At 34.4% G+C, this 18,807-nt stretch carries 19 protein-coding genes; all 19 read right to left on the bottom strand.

Annotated features, from left to right (window positions below; genetic code table 11):
* Positions 1–30: 30 nt before the first annotated feature.
* Positions 31–462, bottom strand: coding sequence for a tetratricopeptide repeat protein (locus tag MHI00_RS04380; protein WP_010051605.1), 432 nt, complete (start codon positions 460–462; stop codon positions 31–33).
* 152 nt (positions 463–614) lie between these two features.
* Positions 615–1,538: a UTP--glucose-1-phosphate uridylyltransferase GalU gene (gene galU, locus MHI00_RS04375; RefSeq protein ID WP_015077186.1), complete on the bottom strand. Its 924-nt coding sequence runs from the start codon at positions 1,536–1,538 to the stop codon at positions 615–617.
* 24 nt (positions 1,539–1,562) lie between these two features.
* Positions 1,563–2,567, bottom strand: a complete 1,005-nt coding sequence (locus MHI00_RS04370; protein WP_010051602.1) for an NAD(P)H-dependent glycerol-3-phosphate dehydrogenase — start codon at positions 2,565–2,567, stop codon at positions 1,563–1,565.
* A 13-nt stretch (positions 2,568–2,580) separates the two neighbouring features.
* Positions 2,581–3,231: a pyrophosphatase PpaX gene (gene ppaX, locus MHI00_RS04365; RefSeq protein ID WP_010051600.1), complete on the bottom strand. Its 651-nt coding sequence runs from the start codon at positions 3,229–3,231 to the stop codon at positions 2,581–2,583.
* A gap of 15 nt (positions 3,232–3,246) precedes the next feature.
* The gene (lgt, locus tag MHI00_RS04360) at positions 3,247–4,086 is read right to left on the bottom strand and encodes a prolipoprotein diacylglyceryl transferase (protein ID WP_010051597.1); all 840 of its coding nucleotides are present in this window, start codon (positions 4,084–4,086) and stop codon (positions 3,247–3,249) included.
* Positions 4,087–4,103: 17 nt separating this feature from the next.
* Positions 4,104–5,042, bottom strand: coding sequence for an HPr(Ser) kinase/phosphatase (gene hprK / locus MHI00_RS04355; protein ID WP_010051596.1), 939 nt, complete (start codon positions 5,040–5,042; stop codon positions 4,104–4,106).
* A gap of 184 nt (positions 5,043–5,226) precedes the next feature.
* Complete coding sequence (locus MHI00_RS04350) at positions 5,227–5,580, bottom strand: phage holin family protein (RefSeq protein WP_010051595.1); 354 nt, start codon at positions 5,578–5,580, stop codon at positions 5,227–5,229.
* A complete protein-coding gene (locus MHI00_RS04345; protein ID WP_015077188.1) occupies positions 5,580–5,894 on the bottom strand; it encodes a PspC domain-containing protein in 315 nt (104 codons plus the stop codon). The genes MHI00_RS04350 and MHI00_RS04345 overlap by 1 nt, the downstream gene beginning before the upstream one ends.
* Before the next feature lie 103 nt (positions 5,895–5,997).
* Entirely contained in the window at positions 5,998–7,584 is a 1,587-nt protein-coding gene (liaX, locus tag MHI00_RS04340) for a daptomycin-sensing surface protein LiaX (RefSeq protein ID WP_010051593.1), read from the bottom strand.
* A gap of 184 nt (positions 7,585–7,768) precedes the next feature.
* A complete protein-coding gene (locus MHI00_RS04335; protein ID WP_015077190.1) occupies positions 7,769–8,386 on the bottom strand; it encodes an SHOCT-like domain-containing protein in 618 nt (205 codons plus the stop codon).
* Between the two features lie 296 nt (positions 8,387–8,682).
* Positions 8,683–11,532 (bottom strand): excinuclease ABC subunit UvrA, encoded by a 2,850-nt coding sequence (gene uvrA / locus MHI00_RS04330; RefSeq protein ID WP_010051588.1) that lies wholly within the window; start codon positions 11,530–11,532, stop codon positions 8,683–8,685.
* A 133-nt stretch (positions 11,533–11,665) separates the two neighbouring features.
* Entirely contained in the window at positions 11,666–12,307 is a 642-nt protein-coding gene (locus MHI00_RS04325; protein ID WP_317914251.1) for an HD domain-containing protein, read from the bottom strand.
* A gap of 60 nt (positions 12,308–12,367) precedes the next feature.
* On the bottom strand, positions 12,368–13,243 hold the full coding sequence (locus tag MHI00_RS04320) for an RNA-binding domain-containing protein (RefSeq protein WP_016356577.1): 876 nt from the start codon (positions 13,241–13,243) through the stop codon (positions 12,368–12,370).
* Positions 13,244–13,383: 140 nt separating this feature from the next.
* A complete protein-coding gene (phoU, locus tag MHI00_RS04315) occupies positions 13,384–14,052 on the bottom strand; it encodes a phosphate signaling complex protein PhoU (RefSeq protein ID WP_010051581.1) in 669 nt (222 codons plus the stop codon).
* A gap of 38 nt (positions 14,053–14,090) precedes the next feature.
* A complete protein-coding gene (gene pstB, locus MHI00_RS04310; protein WP_010051580.1) occupies positions 14,091–14,855 on the bottom strand; it encodes a phosphate ABC transporter ATP-binding protein PstB in 765 nt (254 codons plus the stop codon).
* An 11-nt stretch (positions 14,856–14,866) separates the two neighbouring features.
* Positions 14,867–15,634: a phosphate ABC transporter ATP-binding protein PstB gene (gene pstB / locus MHI00_RS04305; protein WP_051120447.1), complete on the bottom strand. Its 768-nt coding sequence runs from the start codon at positions 15,632–15,634 to the stop codon at positions 14,867–14,869.
* A 292-nt stretch (positions 15,635–15,926) separates the two neighbouring features.
* Positions 15,927–16,811, bottom strand: a complete 885-nt coding sequence (gene pstA, locus MHI00_RS04300) for a phosphate ABC transporter permease PstA (RefSeq protein WP_010051578.1) — start codon at positions 16,809–16,811, stop codon at positions 15,927–15,929.
* A 1-nt stretch (position 16,812) separates the two neighbouring features.
* Positions 16,813–17,733: a phosphate ABC transporter permease subunit PstC gene (gene pstC / locus MHI00_RS04295; protein ID WP_010051576.1), complete on the bottom strand. Its 921-nt coding sequence runs from the start codon at positions 17,731–17,733 to the stop codon at positions 16,813–16,815.
* Positions 17,734–17,857: 124 nt separating this feature from the next.
* On the bottom strand, positions 17,858–18,760 hold the full coding sequence (locus MHI00_RS04290) for a phosphate ABC transporter substrate-binding protein PstS family protein (protein ID WP_010051573.1): 903 nt from the start codon (positions 18,758–18,760) through the stop codon (positions 17,858–17,860).
* Positions 18,761–18,807 lie beyond the last annotated feature (47 nt).

The raw sequence follows: 18,807 nt of genomic DNA, 5'->3' as shown, positions 1-18,807 counted from the left end.
TTATATGCTTACTAATAATAAGCAATTTAATTAAAACTCGTTCAACTCTGACTGAATCGTTTCTAACAATTCTTTTGCCTCTTCACTAAAATCACCTAATGGATCTAATTTTAAGTATGTTTCAACTAATTCCAACGCTTTTGGTAAATCTTCTAGAAAAGCATAATTATTTGCCTGAAAATAATAAGCCTCACTAAAAATATCGCCACTTTCAGCAATTAAATCTGTTAGTATTAGAATTGATTCTTGAAATTCCCCAACATGTTGATGACAAATCGCTAATTGACATAGGGCAAATATCTTCTCTTCTTCTGTTTTACAAAGCGTCACTGCACGAGATAAATATTTTTTAGCTCGTTTCATATCATTTTTTTGGAAAGCTTCAATTCCCAAATTAAAATAATAGTCACTTGAAGGAAAAAAATTAATAATCGGTGCTCTATTTTGCTCTATATCAGACATAAGTACCCTCCTAACGTTAAAGTTCGTCCCTAAGTATAACACAGACAATTCCTATTCGATAGCCTATTTTTAGAATTAATCTGATTCCTATTTACAACACAATAAAAAGTGACTAAAACCATTATATAAACCGATTCAGTCACTTTTTATATTTATTTTTTCTCAGGTGTTGCTTTTTTTTCTACTACTTTTTTATCGGCTAAAGCAAGTTCTGCACCTAATTTAACAATATATTGGCGTAAACTGTCTTTAATTTCAGGATGTTTCAAACCATATTGAATACTCGTTTTCAAGAAACCAAACTTATCTCCAACATCATAGCGGATGCCCGTAAATTCATGGGCAAAAACACGTTGCGTTTTGTTCAATGTATCAATCGCATCGGTTAATTGAATCTCATTACCTGCACCAGGTTCTTGATTTTCTAAAATATCAAAAATTTCTGGTGTTAATAAATAGCGACCAATAATAGCTAAGTCACTTGGGGCATCTTCAGGTTTAGGTTTCTCAACAAAATTACGAACATTATACAACCCTTTATCTACCTGACCTTCAGGATCAATAATCCCATATTTAGAAGTTTCTTCATGTGGCACTTTCATCACGGCAATATTTGATGCGTGTGTTTTTTCATAACGATCCATTAATTGTTTTGTTAAAGGAACTTTATCTTCCATAATGTCATCGCCTAACATGACAACAAAAGGTTCGTTCCCAATAAAGGCTTTAGCTTGCAAAACAGCATGCCCTAAACCTTTAGGGTAAGATTGACGAACAAAATAAAGATTTAAACCAGTCGTTTCTTCAACTAACTTTAATAAATCTAATTTGTCTTTTTCTCTTAAATTAGCTTCTAATTCTGGATTGGAATCAAAATGATCTTCAATCGGTCGTTTACTTTTACCAGTCACAATCAAAATATCTTCAATTCCTGAATTAATTGCTTCTTCAACAATAAACTGAATCGTTGGTTTATCAACAATTGGCAACATTTCCTTAGCCATTGCTTTTGTTGCAGGTAAAAAACGTGTTCCTAATCCAGCAGCAGGAATAACTGCTTTTTTTACTTTTTTCATCCTATTTACACCCTTCTAATTGAATTAATCTTCTGATTTTCCGTCACGAGTCATTAAATTGGAAACGACTAATTTAACATCTGCTTTTTTATACAAAACAGCATAAATCGCTTCTGTAATTGGCATTTCAATTCCTTTTTGTTGAGCTAACTCATATGCAGCCTTTGTAGTTGAGACACCTTCTACAATCATCCCCATATTCGCTAAAACTTCCTCTAAGTTGTGGCCTTTACCTAGTAAATTTCCTGCACGCCAGTTACGCGAGTGAATACTTGTACAGGTTACAATTAAATCACCAACACCACTTAACCCAATAAAAGTTAACGGCTCTGCACCAAAAGCTACACCTAAACGGCTAATCTCAGCTAGCCCACGTGTCATTAATGCTGCTTTGGCATTATCACCATAACCCAAACCATGTAGAGCACCGGCACCAAGAGCAATAATATTTTTTAAAGCCGCTCCCAGTTCTACCCCAATAATATCATCATTTGTATAAACTCTGAAATAATGATTCATAAATAATTGTTGAATCAACTTAGCTGCATCCTCATTACTAGAAGCAGAAGTAATTGTTGTAATATCCTTTACAGCCACCTCTTCAGCATGACTAGGTCCCGACAGCACCACAATTGCTTTTCTTTTTTCAACTGGTATTTCCTCAGCTAAAATTTCTGAAATACGTTTATGACTCTCTTGCTCTAACCCTTTGCTCGCATGAGCAATAACAACTGGTCCTTCTAATACTTTTGCTAGGTCATGTGCAACAGAACGAATTGCTTTTGTTGGAATAACAAATAAAACAACATCTACATTCTTTACAGCTGCTTTTAAATCTGTATAACCTTTAATATTTTCATCTAAAAGAACGTCTGGTAAGTAATGAGAATTACTGTGTTTTTCATTTATTTCTTGCATTTGATTAGCATGATTTCCCCATAGACGAACTTCATGACCATTTTCATTTAAAACCATTGATAATGCTGTTCCCCAAGAACCTGCTCCTAAAACAGCTATTTTTTTCACCATATTATATTCTCCTTTATTTCTGGTTTTCCTCAAGCACAAAATGTGTCAACTCATCCATTGAATGAACAATTAAATCCGGTTGATAAGGTTTGATTTCTTCCAAAGTTTTTTCTGACCAAGCAACAAAAACACTTGGAATTCCTGCGTTTTTACCAGATTCAATATCATGGGAGTTATCTCCAATCATGATTGTCTCATTTAAATTTGCAGATAACTTTTCAACAGCTACAAAAATAGGTTCTGGATTTGGTTTGGGATGTGTATAATCAAGACCACCTACAATAACTTCAAAATAATCTTTGATTCCCAATACTGTTAAGCCACGCGTTAAAATTTCATTATATTTAGTTGAAACAACACCTAGCTGAATGCCATGTTTCTGCAATTTAGCTAAGTTTTCAGATACTTTTGGAAACAATTTTACCATGTCATCATGGTGACGTTCATTATATGCACGATACTTTTTAATCATTTGATCTTTTTCTTGAGGGTTTAATGAACCGTAAACCATTTCTAAAGAGGGACCGTTAAAGGCTCTGACACTGTCTAAGTTGTATGCACCTGGATAATACTCTTCTAAAACATGTAGGTGCGAATGACTAATTAACGCATTTGTATCAGCCAAGGTTCCATCAAAATCAAATAAAAGAGTTTTTATTGCCACCTAATTCCCAACTTTCTAATTTTTTTGTGCGAATTCAGCACCTGTTAAATAATAAGGATTTTCTGGATATTTCTTCCGGCGATAAATCCATAAAAGAATAGCCCCGACAAATAATAAAATGGATAACAATTGAGACACGCGAATTGTTTGAGCTAACATTAAACTATCTGTTCGAAGTCCTTCAATAAAGAAACGACCAAACGAATACCATAAAACATAACTTAATGCTACTTCACCGCGTTTTAATAAATTTTTACGTCTTCTTAAAATCAATAATAAAATAAACCCAAGTACATTCCAAAGAGATTCATATAAAAAAGTAGGTTGGTAATAGACACCTTCTATATTCATATTATTCACAATAAAATCAGGAATGTGTATGCCTTCTAAAAAGGCTTTAGTTGTAGCTTCACCATGAGCTTCTTGATTCACAAAGTTTCCCCAACGTCCAATTGCTTGAGCAATAATCACACTTGGAGCAGCTATATCTAAGACTAGCCAGAAAGGCAAACCACGCTTTTTAGTAAACCAATAAACCGTTAAACCTCCAGCAATTAAACCTCCATATATTGCAATCCCACCATTCCAAATAGCAATAATTTCAGCAGGATGTTGAATATAATAACGCCATTCAAAAATGACATAATAAATTCTAGCTCCGATAATCGAAATAGGTAATGCCCATAACATCATATCAATAATGTCGTCGCCTTTTATACCACGTTTTTCAGATTCATTTGTACCTAAAAATATCGCTAATAGGACAGCAGATGCAATAATTACACCATACCAGTGTACAGATAGACCTCCTAATGAAAAAGCAATTGGATCGATTGCACCTAATTGTAAACTCATCTTCTAGCCCCGTTTCTTTAGTTGTTTTCTTTTGAATTTTTCTCAATTAAAATTTCTAAGTTTTTTTCGAAAGTTGCTGTTGCATCATAGCCCATACTCTTAGCTCTAAAGTTCATTGCTGCTACTTCAATAATAATTGCTAAGTTACGACCAGTTTTAACCGGAATCGAAATTTTAGGTACATCTACATCAAAAATACGGGTTGATTCATCACCACTACCTAAACGATCAAATTTCTTTTCTTTACTCCACAATTCTAAATTAACAATCAATTGGATTGTCTTGCTACTACGAACAGCACCAGCACCAAATAAATTCATCACGTCAATAATTCCAATTCCACGGATTTCAATTAAGTGACGCAAGATATCAGGTGATTCACCAACAACTGTTTGCTCATCTTGTTGATGAATTTCAACACGATCATCAGCTACTAAACGATGCCCTCTTTGAATTAATTCTAATGCTGTTTCGCTTTTCCCAACGCCGCTATCTCCCATAATTAAAACACCTAAACCGTAAACATCAATTAAAACACCATGCATTGAAATTCTTTCAGCTAACTTTCCTTCCAAATAATTGGTTACATTACTAGATAAACGTGTCGTTGTTAAACTAGAAAGAAGTAAAGGGATACCCGCTTCAGTTGTTGCTCGAATTAACTCCTCTGGCGGCACTAAACCACGTGATAAAATAAAGGCTGGTGTATTGGGACGGCACATCCGGCGCATCACAATTAAGCGCTCCTCACTGGTCATTCGTTCAGAAAATGAAATTTCTGTTCGACCAAACAATTGAACACGCTCTTGCGGATAATAATTAAAATAACCTGTTAATTCTAAACCAGGACGTGAGACATCACTAGTAACAATTTTTCTATCCAATTGTTCTTCCCCGTTATGTACACTTAAACGAAGAACTTCAACTAATTCTTTTACAGTTACACTATTGGTCATAAGTTTATTACGCTCCTCTAGATTTATTCTACTTTTAAGCAAGTATCGCTAGTATCTATTCTACCATTTTATAGCGTGGCTTTAAAGAAGAATCCAATTCGTTAAAAAAAGCTTTGGGTTATTACTGACTTTATAATAAAAAAAACAGGACTCATGTCCTGTTTTAAAATAATTCGCTTGTGCCTTAATAACGCTCACTAGTTGTTTGTTTCCCAATTACAGCATTAGATAGCGACAATAAAATTGCTACCCACATAGCTGTTCCAAAACTAGCAAAGTGGAAACCACTACCTACAATAGCTGAGGTTAAACTTAGCATACCTGCATTAATAACAATACTGAACAAGCCTAAAGTTAAAAATGTAATTGGTAGAGCTAAAATAACTAAAATCGGCTTAATCGCCATATTGAGAATCGCTAATACTAAGCTGGCTGCTAAAGCAATCCAGATACTTTCAACATAGAAAGTGCTTCTGAATAACCCCGATAATGCTAGGAATAATAGTGCATTAATCACAACACCCTGCCATAGTTTCATTAGAAATCACTCCAGTCATTATCATCAACTTTTTCTGCTTCTTTACGTTTTGGCTCTTTTTTTGTATTTCCAAAATCATGATTTGAATAAGGATTGCCACCTTGGTAGCCATTCCATTCATTATTTTTTCTTGGAGCTTCTGGCATAACAATCGCTAACACAATATAGATTAGGAATGGTGAGCCTACTCCAAATACAGTTAAAATGACAAATATAATACGAACAATAGTTGGATCAATATTAAAATATTCACCGATACCACCTAAGACCCCGCTAATAACTCGATTTGATCTTGATTTTTCTAGTCTTTTCATGTTTTCCACCTCTTTGTAGGATACCTTACTAAAGTAAAGCTTTATTTTATCTAATTAGGGTATCAAGCAGAGCATGATTCACTCTGCTTTCACCCCGAATTTGTTATTCTGAATCTTTCAACATAATACTACCTGTTGTTGTACTTAACTTAACGACTAATATATTTTCACTTGCTACGCGTCTAAATTCTTGGAACTGGTTTGTACGGTCTTTTTTCTCTTTAATGATTTCAGTGTTTTCTAAACGACTTTGAATCGATCCAAGATTAGTTTTTGCTGTTCCTTCAACACTTAAGTTAGAAGGTATCGCAACTTTAACCGCTCCATTAACAGAACTAGCTTCTAAACGTTTTAAATCAGTTCCTGTAAGTGTTGCCTTGACAGTTCCGTTGACAGTCGATAAATTACCACTCTTAATATCCCCGCGAGCCGTAATTCCGCCATTAATGCTACTGATTAACAAATCACGAATTTGACTATCTAAAACAGATACATTTCCATTAACACCTTCTGTTTCTAACATAGTTGCAGTTAGACGATCAAAAACAATATTGCCGTTTGTTGATTTTGCATAAATATCTTTAGCTTCGAATTCTTCAAATCGTAAATTTCCGTTTAATAATTTAACAGCTGTATGATCGTAAGTTCTTTCAGGTAAATAGAAAGTTAAATCACTACGAATTCGTTTATTAGGAACATGGAACAACAAATGTTCATCATTGACTTCAATTGTACTACGTTCTAAGAAAGCTTCGAATGGATTTTCTACATCTAATCGCCCATAAATTTTGATTTTAGCTTCAATTTTTATATCTTCACTATCCCAATTTTTAAAGACAACATCTCCATTAGCAACCTTTACATCTAAGATTGTCGCTTCACTCGCTGGGTAAACAAAATCATGATCAAATTTAGTTGTAGCTAATCCAGGTACACGAATATTTACATCTTTCCAGTCGACATTTTCTATGACTGAAGAGAAAGTTTCTTTCATGAATTTACCAAATTGAGTTCCAGCTTCTGTTACTTTATCCCCAACTGTATTCAGCGTTTCAGTGGCCGTTTCTTTCCAATCATCAGGAATTTCAAATTTTTCTGTAATATTTTTTTTATGGGTACCCCATTGTTGTTTTTTAACAGTTTTTAGTTTTTCTTCTAATTCTTCTTTTTCATCTTCTAAAATAGCCACTTCATCTTCTAAAGCATCAATTTCATTCTCTAAAATGTTTACTTCAGCTTCTTCTTCAGCAGAGAGTTCATCTAACTCTTCTTTTGTTTCAAAAACCATTTGTACTTCTTTTTTAGCGTTAATTTGTTCTTTCAAATCATCGATAACTTTATTCGTTTCATCTAGTTTAGCCGAATAACCAGAAGCTTCATTTGCTAGTTCCTCAAGAATGGCTTCCAAACGTTCACGATCTTGATTCTGTTCTTGTTCTAAACGTGCTTCACCTTCCTCAGCAGCATCTTCAATATCTGATAAAACCGGTTCAGCTGATTTTTCTTCTTTTATTTCTGGAATTGGAGCAACTGGTGCCTTTTTTAAAATTGGCTTTTGGATATTCGCTTGTTCTTTTTTCACAGCCGCTTTGCCTTCTTTATGAGCTGAGTTTTCTAATAACACGAGCGCTTCCTCAGTTGAAATCACGCCTTCTTTAACTAATTCTAAAATTCGTTCTCTTTCTTTCATGATTGTTTCCTCCCTCTAAGTCCTATCTATTTACTTTCAATTGATTCATTTTAATTTCATTAAGCAAGTTTTACTTCTTACTATAATTATATTATCCTCTTCATTGTAGAAAATGTCATAGGACTTTAGAATGATTTATCTTTCAGCATATAGGCTGAACTTAAATGTTACCTATATCTACTCTTTATTTTGTAATTGGATTACGATTAAAACGGACTTCATATTCTCTCTGTGGCAAATACACAACGACATTACAACGAACCAATTTACTTGGTACATGGAAAGTTAATATTCCATCTTTCGTTTCAATTGTGCTACGTTCTAAAAATAGTTCTAAAGGTTTTTCCTCTACATCCACTTTTCCATAAATTTTAACATCTACATCAATTTTCAAATCTGAACTAAAACCATTTTTGAAAATAACATCTCCATTAAATACTTTTAAATCAATAACTTTTGATTCTACTTCTGAATAGCTAAACTGGTGAGTGAATGTTGTTGACGTCAAATGTGGTACTTTAACGGTTAAATCTTTCCAATCTAAATGTTCATTCACTGAATCTAATGTTTTTTTAGCAAATTTACTCACATGAGCACTTGCTTCTGTGACTTTTTCAGTTACTTGATTAACTGTTTCATTCACAGTTTCTTTCCAATCCTCTGATTCTTTTGGTTCTTCTACAAAGGTTTCAGTCTTATTTTCCTCAGGTGCTTTAGCCTCATTCTCTAGTAATACTAAAGCCTCTTCTGCAGTAATTAATCCTTCTTTGACTAAATTTAAAATTCTCTCTTTTTGACTCATGATAATTTTCCTCCTTCAATTTTTTTATCTATGATTGATTATCCAGTGACATCGACAACTATTTATTGATGCAAGTAAGGTTATCTTCTTGCTATACTCCTATTATGCCAGTAATTTATCAAATTGCCATCAGACTTAAGAGGGAGTTTTTATTCATTCTTGAGTCAGAGTTCTTCTTTCTTACTATTTTAACATGAATGGTACTTTGATACTGGTCAAATGCTTACAAACAAAAAACATTCATTTCTACCAAAGGCAACTCGCCTTAGTAAAAATGAATGTTTGACTGACTGAATCTAGCTTAATTTCGTCGTACGATCTTTATCACGTTTTAATATTGGCGCTAAATAGCGTCCTGTATAACTTTCAGCTACCTTCGCTACATCTTCAGGTGTTCCTTTAGCAACGATCATTCCGCCACCGGCTCCACCTTCTGGACCTAAATCAATTAAATAATCAGCTGTTTTAATAACATCTAGATTGTGTTCAATCACTAGCACCGTATTCCCAGTTTCAACAAGTCGGTTTAATACGACTAAAAGTCTGGCAATATCATCAGTATGCAAGCCAGTTGTAGGTTCATCTAAAATATAAAAATTATCGCCATTAGATTTTTTGTGCAACTCACTCGCTAACTTCATTCTTTGCGCTTCTCCACCAGAAAGGGTTGTAGCAGGCTGTCCTAGAGTTACATAGCCCAGTCCTACATCGACAATTGTTGCTAATTTCCGATGAATTTTAGGGATGTGTTCAAAAAATTCAACAGCTTCTTCAACAGTCATATTTAAAATCTCAGAAATATTTTTTCCTTTATAGTGTACTTCTAGTGTTTCAGAGTTATATCTCGTTCCATGACAAACCTCACAAGGAACATAAACATCTGGCAAGAAATGCATTTCAATTTTTAAAATTCCATCTCCGCGGCAAGCTTCACAGCGTCCACCTTTGACGTTAAAACTAAAACGTCCTTTTTTATAACCACGAATTTTAGCTTCATTAGTTTGAGCAAACAAATCACGCATATCATCAAACACGCTTGTATAGGTTGCCGGATTACTTCGTGGTGTACGACCAATAGGACTTTGATCAATGTTAATGACTTTTTCTAACTTTTCAAACCCAGTCATCTTTTTAAACTTACCTGGTTTATGCTTATTACGATTTAGCTCCTTCGCTAACGCTCGCTTCAAAATGCTATTTACTAAAGTACTTTTACCTGAACCAGATACTCCTGTCACAGCAACAAATCGTCCTAAAGGAAAATCAACAGTAACATTCTTCAAATTATTTTCAGTTGCACCTGTAATCCGAATTTTCCCTAGATTTTCTTTCCGACGTTTTTCTGGTACTGGAATAAATTTTTTACCCGATAGATAATCTCCCGTCAATGACTTTGGATTATTTGCTACTTCTTCAGGCGTACCACTTGCAATGATTTCACCACCTTTTTCACCAGCTCCTGGTCCGATATCAATTAGATAATCTGCTTCACGCATAGTATCTTCATCATGTTCAACAACAATTAATGTATTCCCTAAATCACGCATTTTCTTTAGTGAACCAATTAAACGGTCATTATCTCTTTGATGCAATCCGATTGAAGGTTCATCTAAAATATATAATACACCTGAAAGATTTGAACCAATTTGAGTTGCTAAACGAATCCTTTGTGCTTCACCACCAGACAATGTTCCGGCTGTTCGGCTCAAAGTTAAATACTCTAACCCTACATTTTCAAGAAAATTGAGCCTTGAGTGAACTTCCTTTAAAATTGGTTTAGCAATAAGTTTTTCTTGATCAGATAAAGTGATTTTGTCAAAAAAGCTAACTGCATCTCCAATTGCTAACTCACAAACTTCTCCAATATCCGTTCCATTAATTTTAACAGAACGAGCTTGACGATTAAGACGTAGTCCATGACACGTTTGACAAGGTAATTCAGTCATATATGTGCGCATTTGATCACGTGTAAAATCACTATTTGTTTCATCATGACGGCGTGATAAATTGCGTACAACACCTTCAAAAACAATATCTACATCTCGAACGCCACCAAAATCATTTTCATAATGAAAATGAAATTTCTTTCCTTGAGATCCATTTAGAATAAAATCCTTTTGATGATCAGTCAATTTTTTATAAGGTTTATCCATATCAATTTTAAAATATTGACACGCTTGTTCTAGCATTTGCGGATAATAATTCGAACTAATAGGATTCCATGGTGCAATTGCACCTTCACGAAGAGTTAAATTAGGATCTGGAACAACTAGGTCTAAATCAACCTCTAATTTCATTCCCAAGCCGTCACAGTCTGGACAAGCACCAAAAGGAGCGTTAAATGAAAATAAACGCGGCTCTAGTTCTCCAACTGTGAAACCACAATAAGGACATGCATAATGTTCGCTAAACAGCATTTCTTCCCCATCAATAATATCGGCAATGGCATAGCCTTCTGCAAGACGCAAGGCAGCTTCAAACGAATCAAATAAACGGGAACGGATACCTTCTTTAATTACAATCCGGTCTATAATAATTTCAATGTTATGTTTTTTATTTTTATCTAACTCAATTTCTTCAGAAATATCATACATCTCTTGATCCACTCGTAAACGAACATAACCTTCACGTTTAATCATCTCAAAAACTTTTTTATGCTGCCCTTTTTTACCCACTACAACTGGAGCTAATATTTGTAACTTTGTTTTTTCCGGCAACTCTAGTACACGGTCAACCATTTGTTCAACCGATTGACTACTAATTTCAGTTCCATCATTTGGACAAATCGGATGTCCAACACGAGCATAAAGCAATCGCAAATAATCATTGATTTCAGTAACTGTTCCAACTGTTGAACGAGGATTTCTGCTTGTTGTTTTTTGATCAATTGAGATTGCAGGACTGAGCCCATCAATACTATCAACATCGGGTTTATCCATCTGACCTAAAAACTGACGAGCATAGGCAGATAAACTTTCTACGTAACGACGCTGCCCTTCAGCATATAAGGTATCAAAAGCAAGCGAGCTTTTCCCAGATCCTGATAACCCTGTTAAAACGACTAATTTATCGCGAGGAATAGTTACATCAATATTTTTTAAGTTATGAGAACGTGCACCATGAACAACAATTTTATCATTTACCATCGACTTACTTCCTTTATGATTAGTTTTTAATTCAATTTAATTTTTAGTAACAACAAAAAATGAGAGACTAGCCCTCATTTCTTTTTCTACTCATTCAGTTTACCACAAATCAGTTTCTTTTGCGAACGTTTGTTCATATTTTAGTATCTGTTAAAATTTTCTGAGAAATTTTTTGTAATTGAGCTTGATTTGTGAAGTCACCACTTAAAAGATCTGGTAAAATAGCCTCTAAAAAATATTGAACACTTTTCAAATGTTTAAACTCCAAAATTGTTTTAAGAGACTCTTCATATATTTCTGTAAAGACATTTTCAGGATTACCTTTTTGAATCTCACCAAAAGACTCATAAAGCAAATCAACTTTATCAGCAACGGACAAAATTTGGCCTTCTAAGCTACCATCTTTTCCTTCTTTCAATCGATTTAAATAAACTGCTTGAAACTCTTCTGGAATCTCTCTTTGCACAAAATTCTCCATCATCGATTCTTCAACATCTGCTAACATTTCCCGCAAAGCTGGTGTTGCATATTTTACTGGCGTTTTAATATCGCCAATAAATAGTTCTGTATAATCATGATTCAAGGCTTTTTCATATAACGAACGCCAATTAACTTCTTTCCCAGCCTGCTCCTCTACAGTGCCTAAAAATTGAGCAATTTGAGTCACTTTAAAGGAGTGTGAAGCAACTGAATGGTCCTCATATTTAAATTTACCTGGACAACGAATAATATTTTCTAAATCACTTAAACTTTTAATATATTGATGCATCCCCATTGATATCATCCTTTCATTGTTAAATTTTTACTATCCTACCATAAATTCTCTTACCTGTCACTATGGCATTTTTTTTCTTAAAATAAAATCGACAATTTCTGAGCCTTTTAATTTTTTACGAATTCCATCTAACTTAAGATATACATCTGAGCCATGATCAAAAAAAACTTCATTTAAGCGACTTCGATTCGGCACAACAACTTCTAAAACATACATATCTGGAAATAGTTCTTCTTCATTCAAATAAACTTCATGAAATCTGATCAAGTAATTATCTCCGCTAATTTTAGGTTCGATCGTTTCTAAAATGCTATACATATCTTTTTTTAATTCATCTAATTCACTTCTTTGTGCTTTAAATCCTGTTACGCGCCCATCATCATCAATCCCATAATAAATACTTCCACCTCGACTATTTAAAAAAGCGGTGGCATAACTACTTAAATTCCGAATCGCATTTTTAGGTGTTTGTCTTGTTACATCTTTAAATTCATGATCTAAATCTTCAAAATAGGGGACCTCTTTTAAATATAGGTAACGAAAAGTTTGTTCAATTTGACGCTCAAACTCACTTTCTTCAGCAATTCCTGTTAAAAAAGATAAACCTGTATTAATTTGTTTTAAGATTTCAGGACTTAATGTCCCTACTCGTTGATCTAAATCCGCTTTAGGGATACTAACAATTTTCGCTAAATCTAATAACTGAACTGTTGTTAAACCAGTTTCTTTTGGAGTTAGAATAAACTGTGTTGCTAAAATTTTCCTCGGAATCAAATTACTTAAAGGTAAAACAACCACTGTGTTCAACAAATTGTTTAGTGTTTGATTTTGTAAAACAACCACGGGACGCTGCCAAAATTTAGCCCCTTCTTTACCTAAGTATATATCCCCACGGTAAATAATCTCTTCATTAGGAAGACTCAAATTATTTTGCACCACAGCTCCTCCTCGCCAGACTTACTTCTCTTTAAATCATACCAAATTGTAACGACTTTTCAAAGTAACTCGTTTTATACACTTATTTCCCCGGAAATAAAAAATCATCTTCTAGCTAAACGCTGAAGATGATTTTTATTTTATTTTTTATTTGTTGAATTTAATTCAGATACTTTACCTGTAGAAAGATAAACAATCCACTCACAAATATTTGTTACATAGTCGCCAATTCGTTCTAAATAACCAGCTACTAACATATAATCAGAAGCTCCAACAACGATTTCAGAGTTACTTTTCATTTCTTCAATACAATTTTTATAGATTTTTTTGAAATAAATATCTACTTCAGAATCCATAGCAGCAATTTTTTTCGCTCTTTTGGCATCATTTTTAACATAAGCTTCCAGTACATCTTCCACCATTACTTTAACTTTATCGGCCATTTCAGCAATTTCAGCCTCAATTTCTGGAATGCGTTTATTCCCTTTTACACGAATCGTAGATTTAGCAATACTAACTGCATGATCTGCCATTCTCTCTAAATCTGAGCTAGCTTTCATAACCGTTACAATAATACGCAAATCAGTTGTAACTGGCTGTTGCAAAGCAATCATTTCAAAGCTACGTTTTTCTAAATCTAACTCGCGTGCATTTATGGCTTGGTCACTTTTTATAACCTCAGAGGCCAATTCCTTATCATGATTAATAAAAGCTTTAACAGATTTATAGATAGCTTCATTTACCATCATACCCATTTCTGAAAAGCGTAAATGTAAATCGTTTAATTCTTCCTCAAAGACACGTCTCATTTAATGATTCCTCCTTTATTTTACTCGTTTATTTTATCTTAACCAAAACGTCCAGAAATGTAGTCATCCGTTTCCTTTTCTTTTGGGTTTACAAAAATTTGGCGTGTATCTCCAGCTTCGATTAGATTCCCTTGTAAGAAGAAAGCTGTTCTATCTGAAATACGCGATGCCTGTTGCATATTATGTGTTACCATTATCATGGTATAATATTCTTTCAATTCTAGCAACATATTTTCAATTTTACCACTAGAAACAGGATCTAAGGCACTTGTTGGTTCATCTAACAAAATAACTTCTGGTTCAATAGCTAAAACACGTGCAATACAGACACGTTGTTGTTGGCCACCTGATAACGAAAGCGCACTTTTATTTAATTTATCTTTTACATCATCCCAAACAGCGGCTTTTCTTAAGCTTTCTTCAACAATCTGATCTAATTTTTCTTTATCGTTCATTCCAGCAATTCTTAAACCATAGGTTACATTATCATAGATAGAAAACGGAAATGGATTAGGTTGTTGAAAAACCATGCCAACCTGTTTTCTTAACTTAACTGTATCCATTTTAGGTCCATAAATATTTTCACCTTTTAATAATACATTTCCAGTAATCGTTACATCTGGGATTAAATCGTTCATCCGGTTTAAAGTTCTTAGATAAGTTGATTTACCACAACCACTTGGTCCTATTAAAGCAGTAATACCTTTGGGTTCAAAGTTTAGTGAAACACCTTTTAAAGCTTCATTTTTACCGTAATATAAATGTACATCTGATGATTCAATGACATATTCTTTTTGATCCAATCTACTTCCTCCTAACCAAAGTGCCCAGATACATAGTCTTCTGTTGACTGAATTTTTGGACGTGTAAAGATTTTTCTAGTCTCATCATATTCTATCACATTTCCCATATAAAAGAACGCCGTATAGTCGCTAATTCGAGCTGCTTGTTGCATATTGTGTGTCACAATAATAATTGTATAGTGCTCTTTTAATGCTAAAAGAGTATCTTCAACTTTACTTGTTGAAATTGGATCTAATGCACTGGCTGGTTCATCTAATAATAAAATATCTGGTTTCATTGCAATTGCTCGAGCTATACACAAACGTTGTTGTTGTCCACCAGATAATGCTAAAGCACTTTTATGAAGGATATCCTTAGCTTGATCCCATAATGCCGCTTGTTTTAAACTCGTTTCAACAATCTCATCTAGCTCGTGTTTATCTTTAATACCATGACGTTTCAAGGCAAAAGTAATATTTTCATAAATTGATTTACTAAAAGGATTTGGACGTTGAAAAACCATTCCAATATTTTTGCGCATTTCATAAACATCTACGTTATCCGCATTGACATCAATTCCTTGATACATAATTTTACCTGTTACATTTGTGTTAGCAATTTCATCATTCATCCGGTTAAGTGAACGTAAATAAGTTGATTTACCACATCCACTGGGCCCTATCAATGAAGCTATTTTATTTTTTTCAAATTCTAAAGATACGCCTTTTATTGCTTCATTTTGTCCATACCAGACATGAATATCATCTGTTGACAAGGCAACATTTTGCCCTTGATTCATGCGATATATATGACTTTCAACCTGTTCATTATCTGTCACAGTATTCACTCCTTATATAAAAAGTTTGTTGAGCCGTTTAGTCCTGGCAGAAAAATAGGAAATTCCAAGAAAAGTCGCTCTTTACTTTTTTGGGAATTTATCTTTTTTCCGAAGGACTGGCTCATAAGAACTAGCCTTGATAAAAAGTTTGTTGAGCCGTTTAGCTCCGGAAAGAAAATAGGAAAAATTGATAGGACGCTTTTTGTTCTCTCGAATATTTATCTTTTTCTCTAGGAGTCGGCTCACTACTATCTTAAGCAGATGTTGCTTTCTTATGAATCCATTTACCTAAGAAACGAGCTAGGAAGTTAAATAGTAATACAGAAATAATTAAGACTGCTGATGCACCTGCAGAGACAGCAGCTGCATCTGGCATAATGCCTTCACTATTTACTTTCCAAATATGCACGGCCAAAGTTTCCGCTGGTCGCATTGGATTTAAAGGACTTGAAATATAAAGTGGATTCCAATTGCTGAAATCTAAAGCTGGTGCGCTTTGTCCAGCTGTATAAATCAAAGCTGCTGCTTCACCAAAAACTCGTCCTGCTGCTAAAATCATTCCAGTTAAAATCCCTGGCAATGCTGCTGGTGTAATAATCTTTGTGACTGTTTCCCAACGTGACAATCCTAAGGCTAGTCCCGCTTCTCTTTGCGTTGGAGAAATTGCTCGTAAAGAATCTTCGACTGTTCTAGTTAGTAAAGGTAAGTTAAACAAAGTTAATGCTAGTGCCCCTGAAAGTATGGAGAATCCAAATCCCATTTGCACAACAAAAATTAGGAAACCGAATAAACCTACGACAATTGATGGCAATGAACTTAAAACTTCAATTGCAGTTCTAATGACATCCGTAATCCAGTTTTTCTTTGCATACTCTGATAAATAAATCCCTGCTCCTAATGAAATCGGTACACTAATTAACATAGTTAAAATTAACAAATAAAATGAGTTAAACAATTGAATCCCAATTCCGCCACCTTTAGTAAATGTTTTGGCTGGACTTGTTAAAAACTCCCAAGAAAGATGCGGTACTCCACGCCATAAAATAAAGGCTAGCAGGCTAAATAAAATTAAAACAATAATTCCTGAAATTCCATAGAGAATCCCTACAGCTAATTTATCAGCTTTTTTTGCATTCATTTTATTTCATCGCTCCTTTCTTTCCAATTAAACGGATCGCAATATTGAAGAATAATGACATAAGTAGTAGGATTAGCGCTAATGACCATAGAACGTTATTTTCTAATGATCCCATTACCGTATTCCCCATACCCATTGTTAAAATACTTGTTAATGTTGAAGCTGGTGAAACCAAGCCAGATGGCATTAAAGCAGCATTTCCAATGACCATTTGAATAGCCAAAGCTTCCCCAAATGCACGTGCCATACCGAATACAACTGAAGTTAAAATTCCAGGAATGGCTGCACGTAAAACAACTTTATAAATAGTTTGCCATCTTGTTGCTCCTAAAGCTAATGATGCCTCACGATAATATCTTGGTACTGAGTTTAAAGCATCGACAGTCATACTTGTTACCGTTGGTAAAATCATAACAAACAACACAAACGTTCCTGCTAAAATTCCAAAACCACTTCCACCAAAATAATTTCGAACAAATGGAACAATAACTGTTAATCCAATAAATCCATAGACAACTGAAGGAATTCCAACTAATAATTCAATGACTGGTTGTAAAACCCTTTTACCTGTCTTAGGCGAAATTTCAGTCATAAAAATAGCTGCTCCTAAGGCAAATGGTGTCGCTACTATAGCAGACAATAAGGTCACGATGAAGGAACCTGTAATCATTGGCAATGCACCAACTAAAGGTTGCCCGTCAGCTCCTGTTGAACTAGGATTCCAAACTGTTCCGGTCAAAAATGCCCAGACAGATACTTTATTCGTTGTAAATGTAGCAATTCCTTTGCTGGCAACAAAATACAAAATAGAAGCTACAACTACCACAATAAAAGCAATGCAGATAAAACTAATAAACTTACCTATCGATTCCAGCTTAGCTTTCTTTGATTTTTTTAACAATCTTTCTTGAATTTCTTCCAAAAGAAACCCTCCCTTTTTTAACAAAACTGACTTACTAGACTTTGTAAGTAAACGATAAAAAGCGACATGTTTAACTAAACAGTCGCCTTTTTCTCATAATCCCAACTAAACTTAGCTGGTTTAATTATTTGATAACTCCATTATGATCACGTTCGACTTTCATTGAACTAATTGGAAGGTAGCCTAATTGTTTAACAATTCCTTCTTGCACTTCTTCTGAAAGCATATAATCTAGGAATGCCTTAACTGGTTTAGTTGGCTCACCTTTAGTATACATATGCTCATAAGACCAGATTGGCCAAGAATTATCCGCTACATTTTTTTCCTTAGGTTCAACATCGTCAAGTGATAATGTTAAAATACTGTCATCGAAATAAGAGAATGCCAAATAGCTAATTGCACCTGGAGTCTCAGAAACAATCTTACGTACTGCACCCGAGGAATCTTGCTCTTGCGATTGAATCGCACTTGCACCATCTAGTCCCCATTTTTCAAAAGAAGCTCTTGTACCACTGCCAGAAGCTCGATTTAAGACAACGATTGATTGATCTGCACCACCAACTTCTTTCCAGTTAGTAACTTTCCCAGTAAAGATATCAATTAATTGTTTTTTCGTAATGCCTTTTACACCGACTTCTTTGTTTACGACAGGTCCCATACCTACAACTGCTACCTTATGGTCAACAATTGCTTTAGCATCAACACCTTCTTTTTCTTCTGCAAATACATCTGAGTTTCCAATATCCACAGCGCCTGTGGCTACTTGACTTAATCCAGTTCCACTTCCACCACCTTGAACTGTAATAGAGCTTTCTGGATTGGCGTTTTTATATTCTTCTGCAGCAGCCTCAACTAATGGCTGTAATGCTGTTGATCCAACTGCTGTAATTGTTTTATTCGTTGCTACTTCACTACCTTTATCACTACTGGCATTTTTATCTGTTGCATTATCATTATTGCCACATGCTGCTAAAGTAAAGCCTAAACCAATTGTTAGTATTACCTTTGTCAAATTAGTTACTTTCATTTTTAATCCATCCTTTTCAAATGAGGTGTTAGACTAGCAAGTTTTTT

This window comes from Carnobacterium sp. FSL E2-0243 (assembly GCF_038003605.1).
Classification (GTDB): domain Bacteria; phylum Bacillota; class Bacilli; order Lactobacillales; family Carnobacteriaceae; genus Carnobacterium; species Carnobacterium maltaromaticum.
This window is presented reverse-complemented; position numbering and strand designations above follow the sequence as displayed.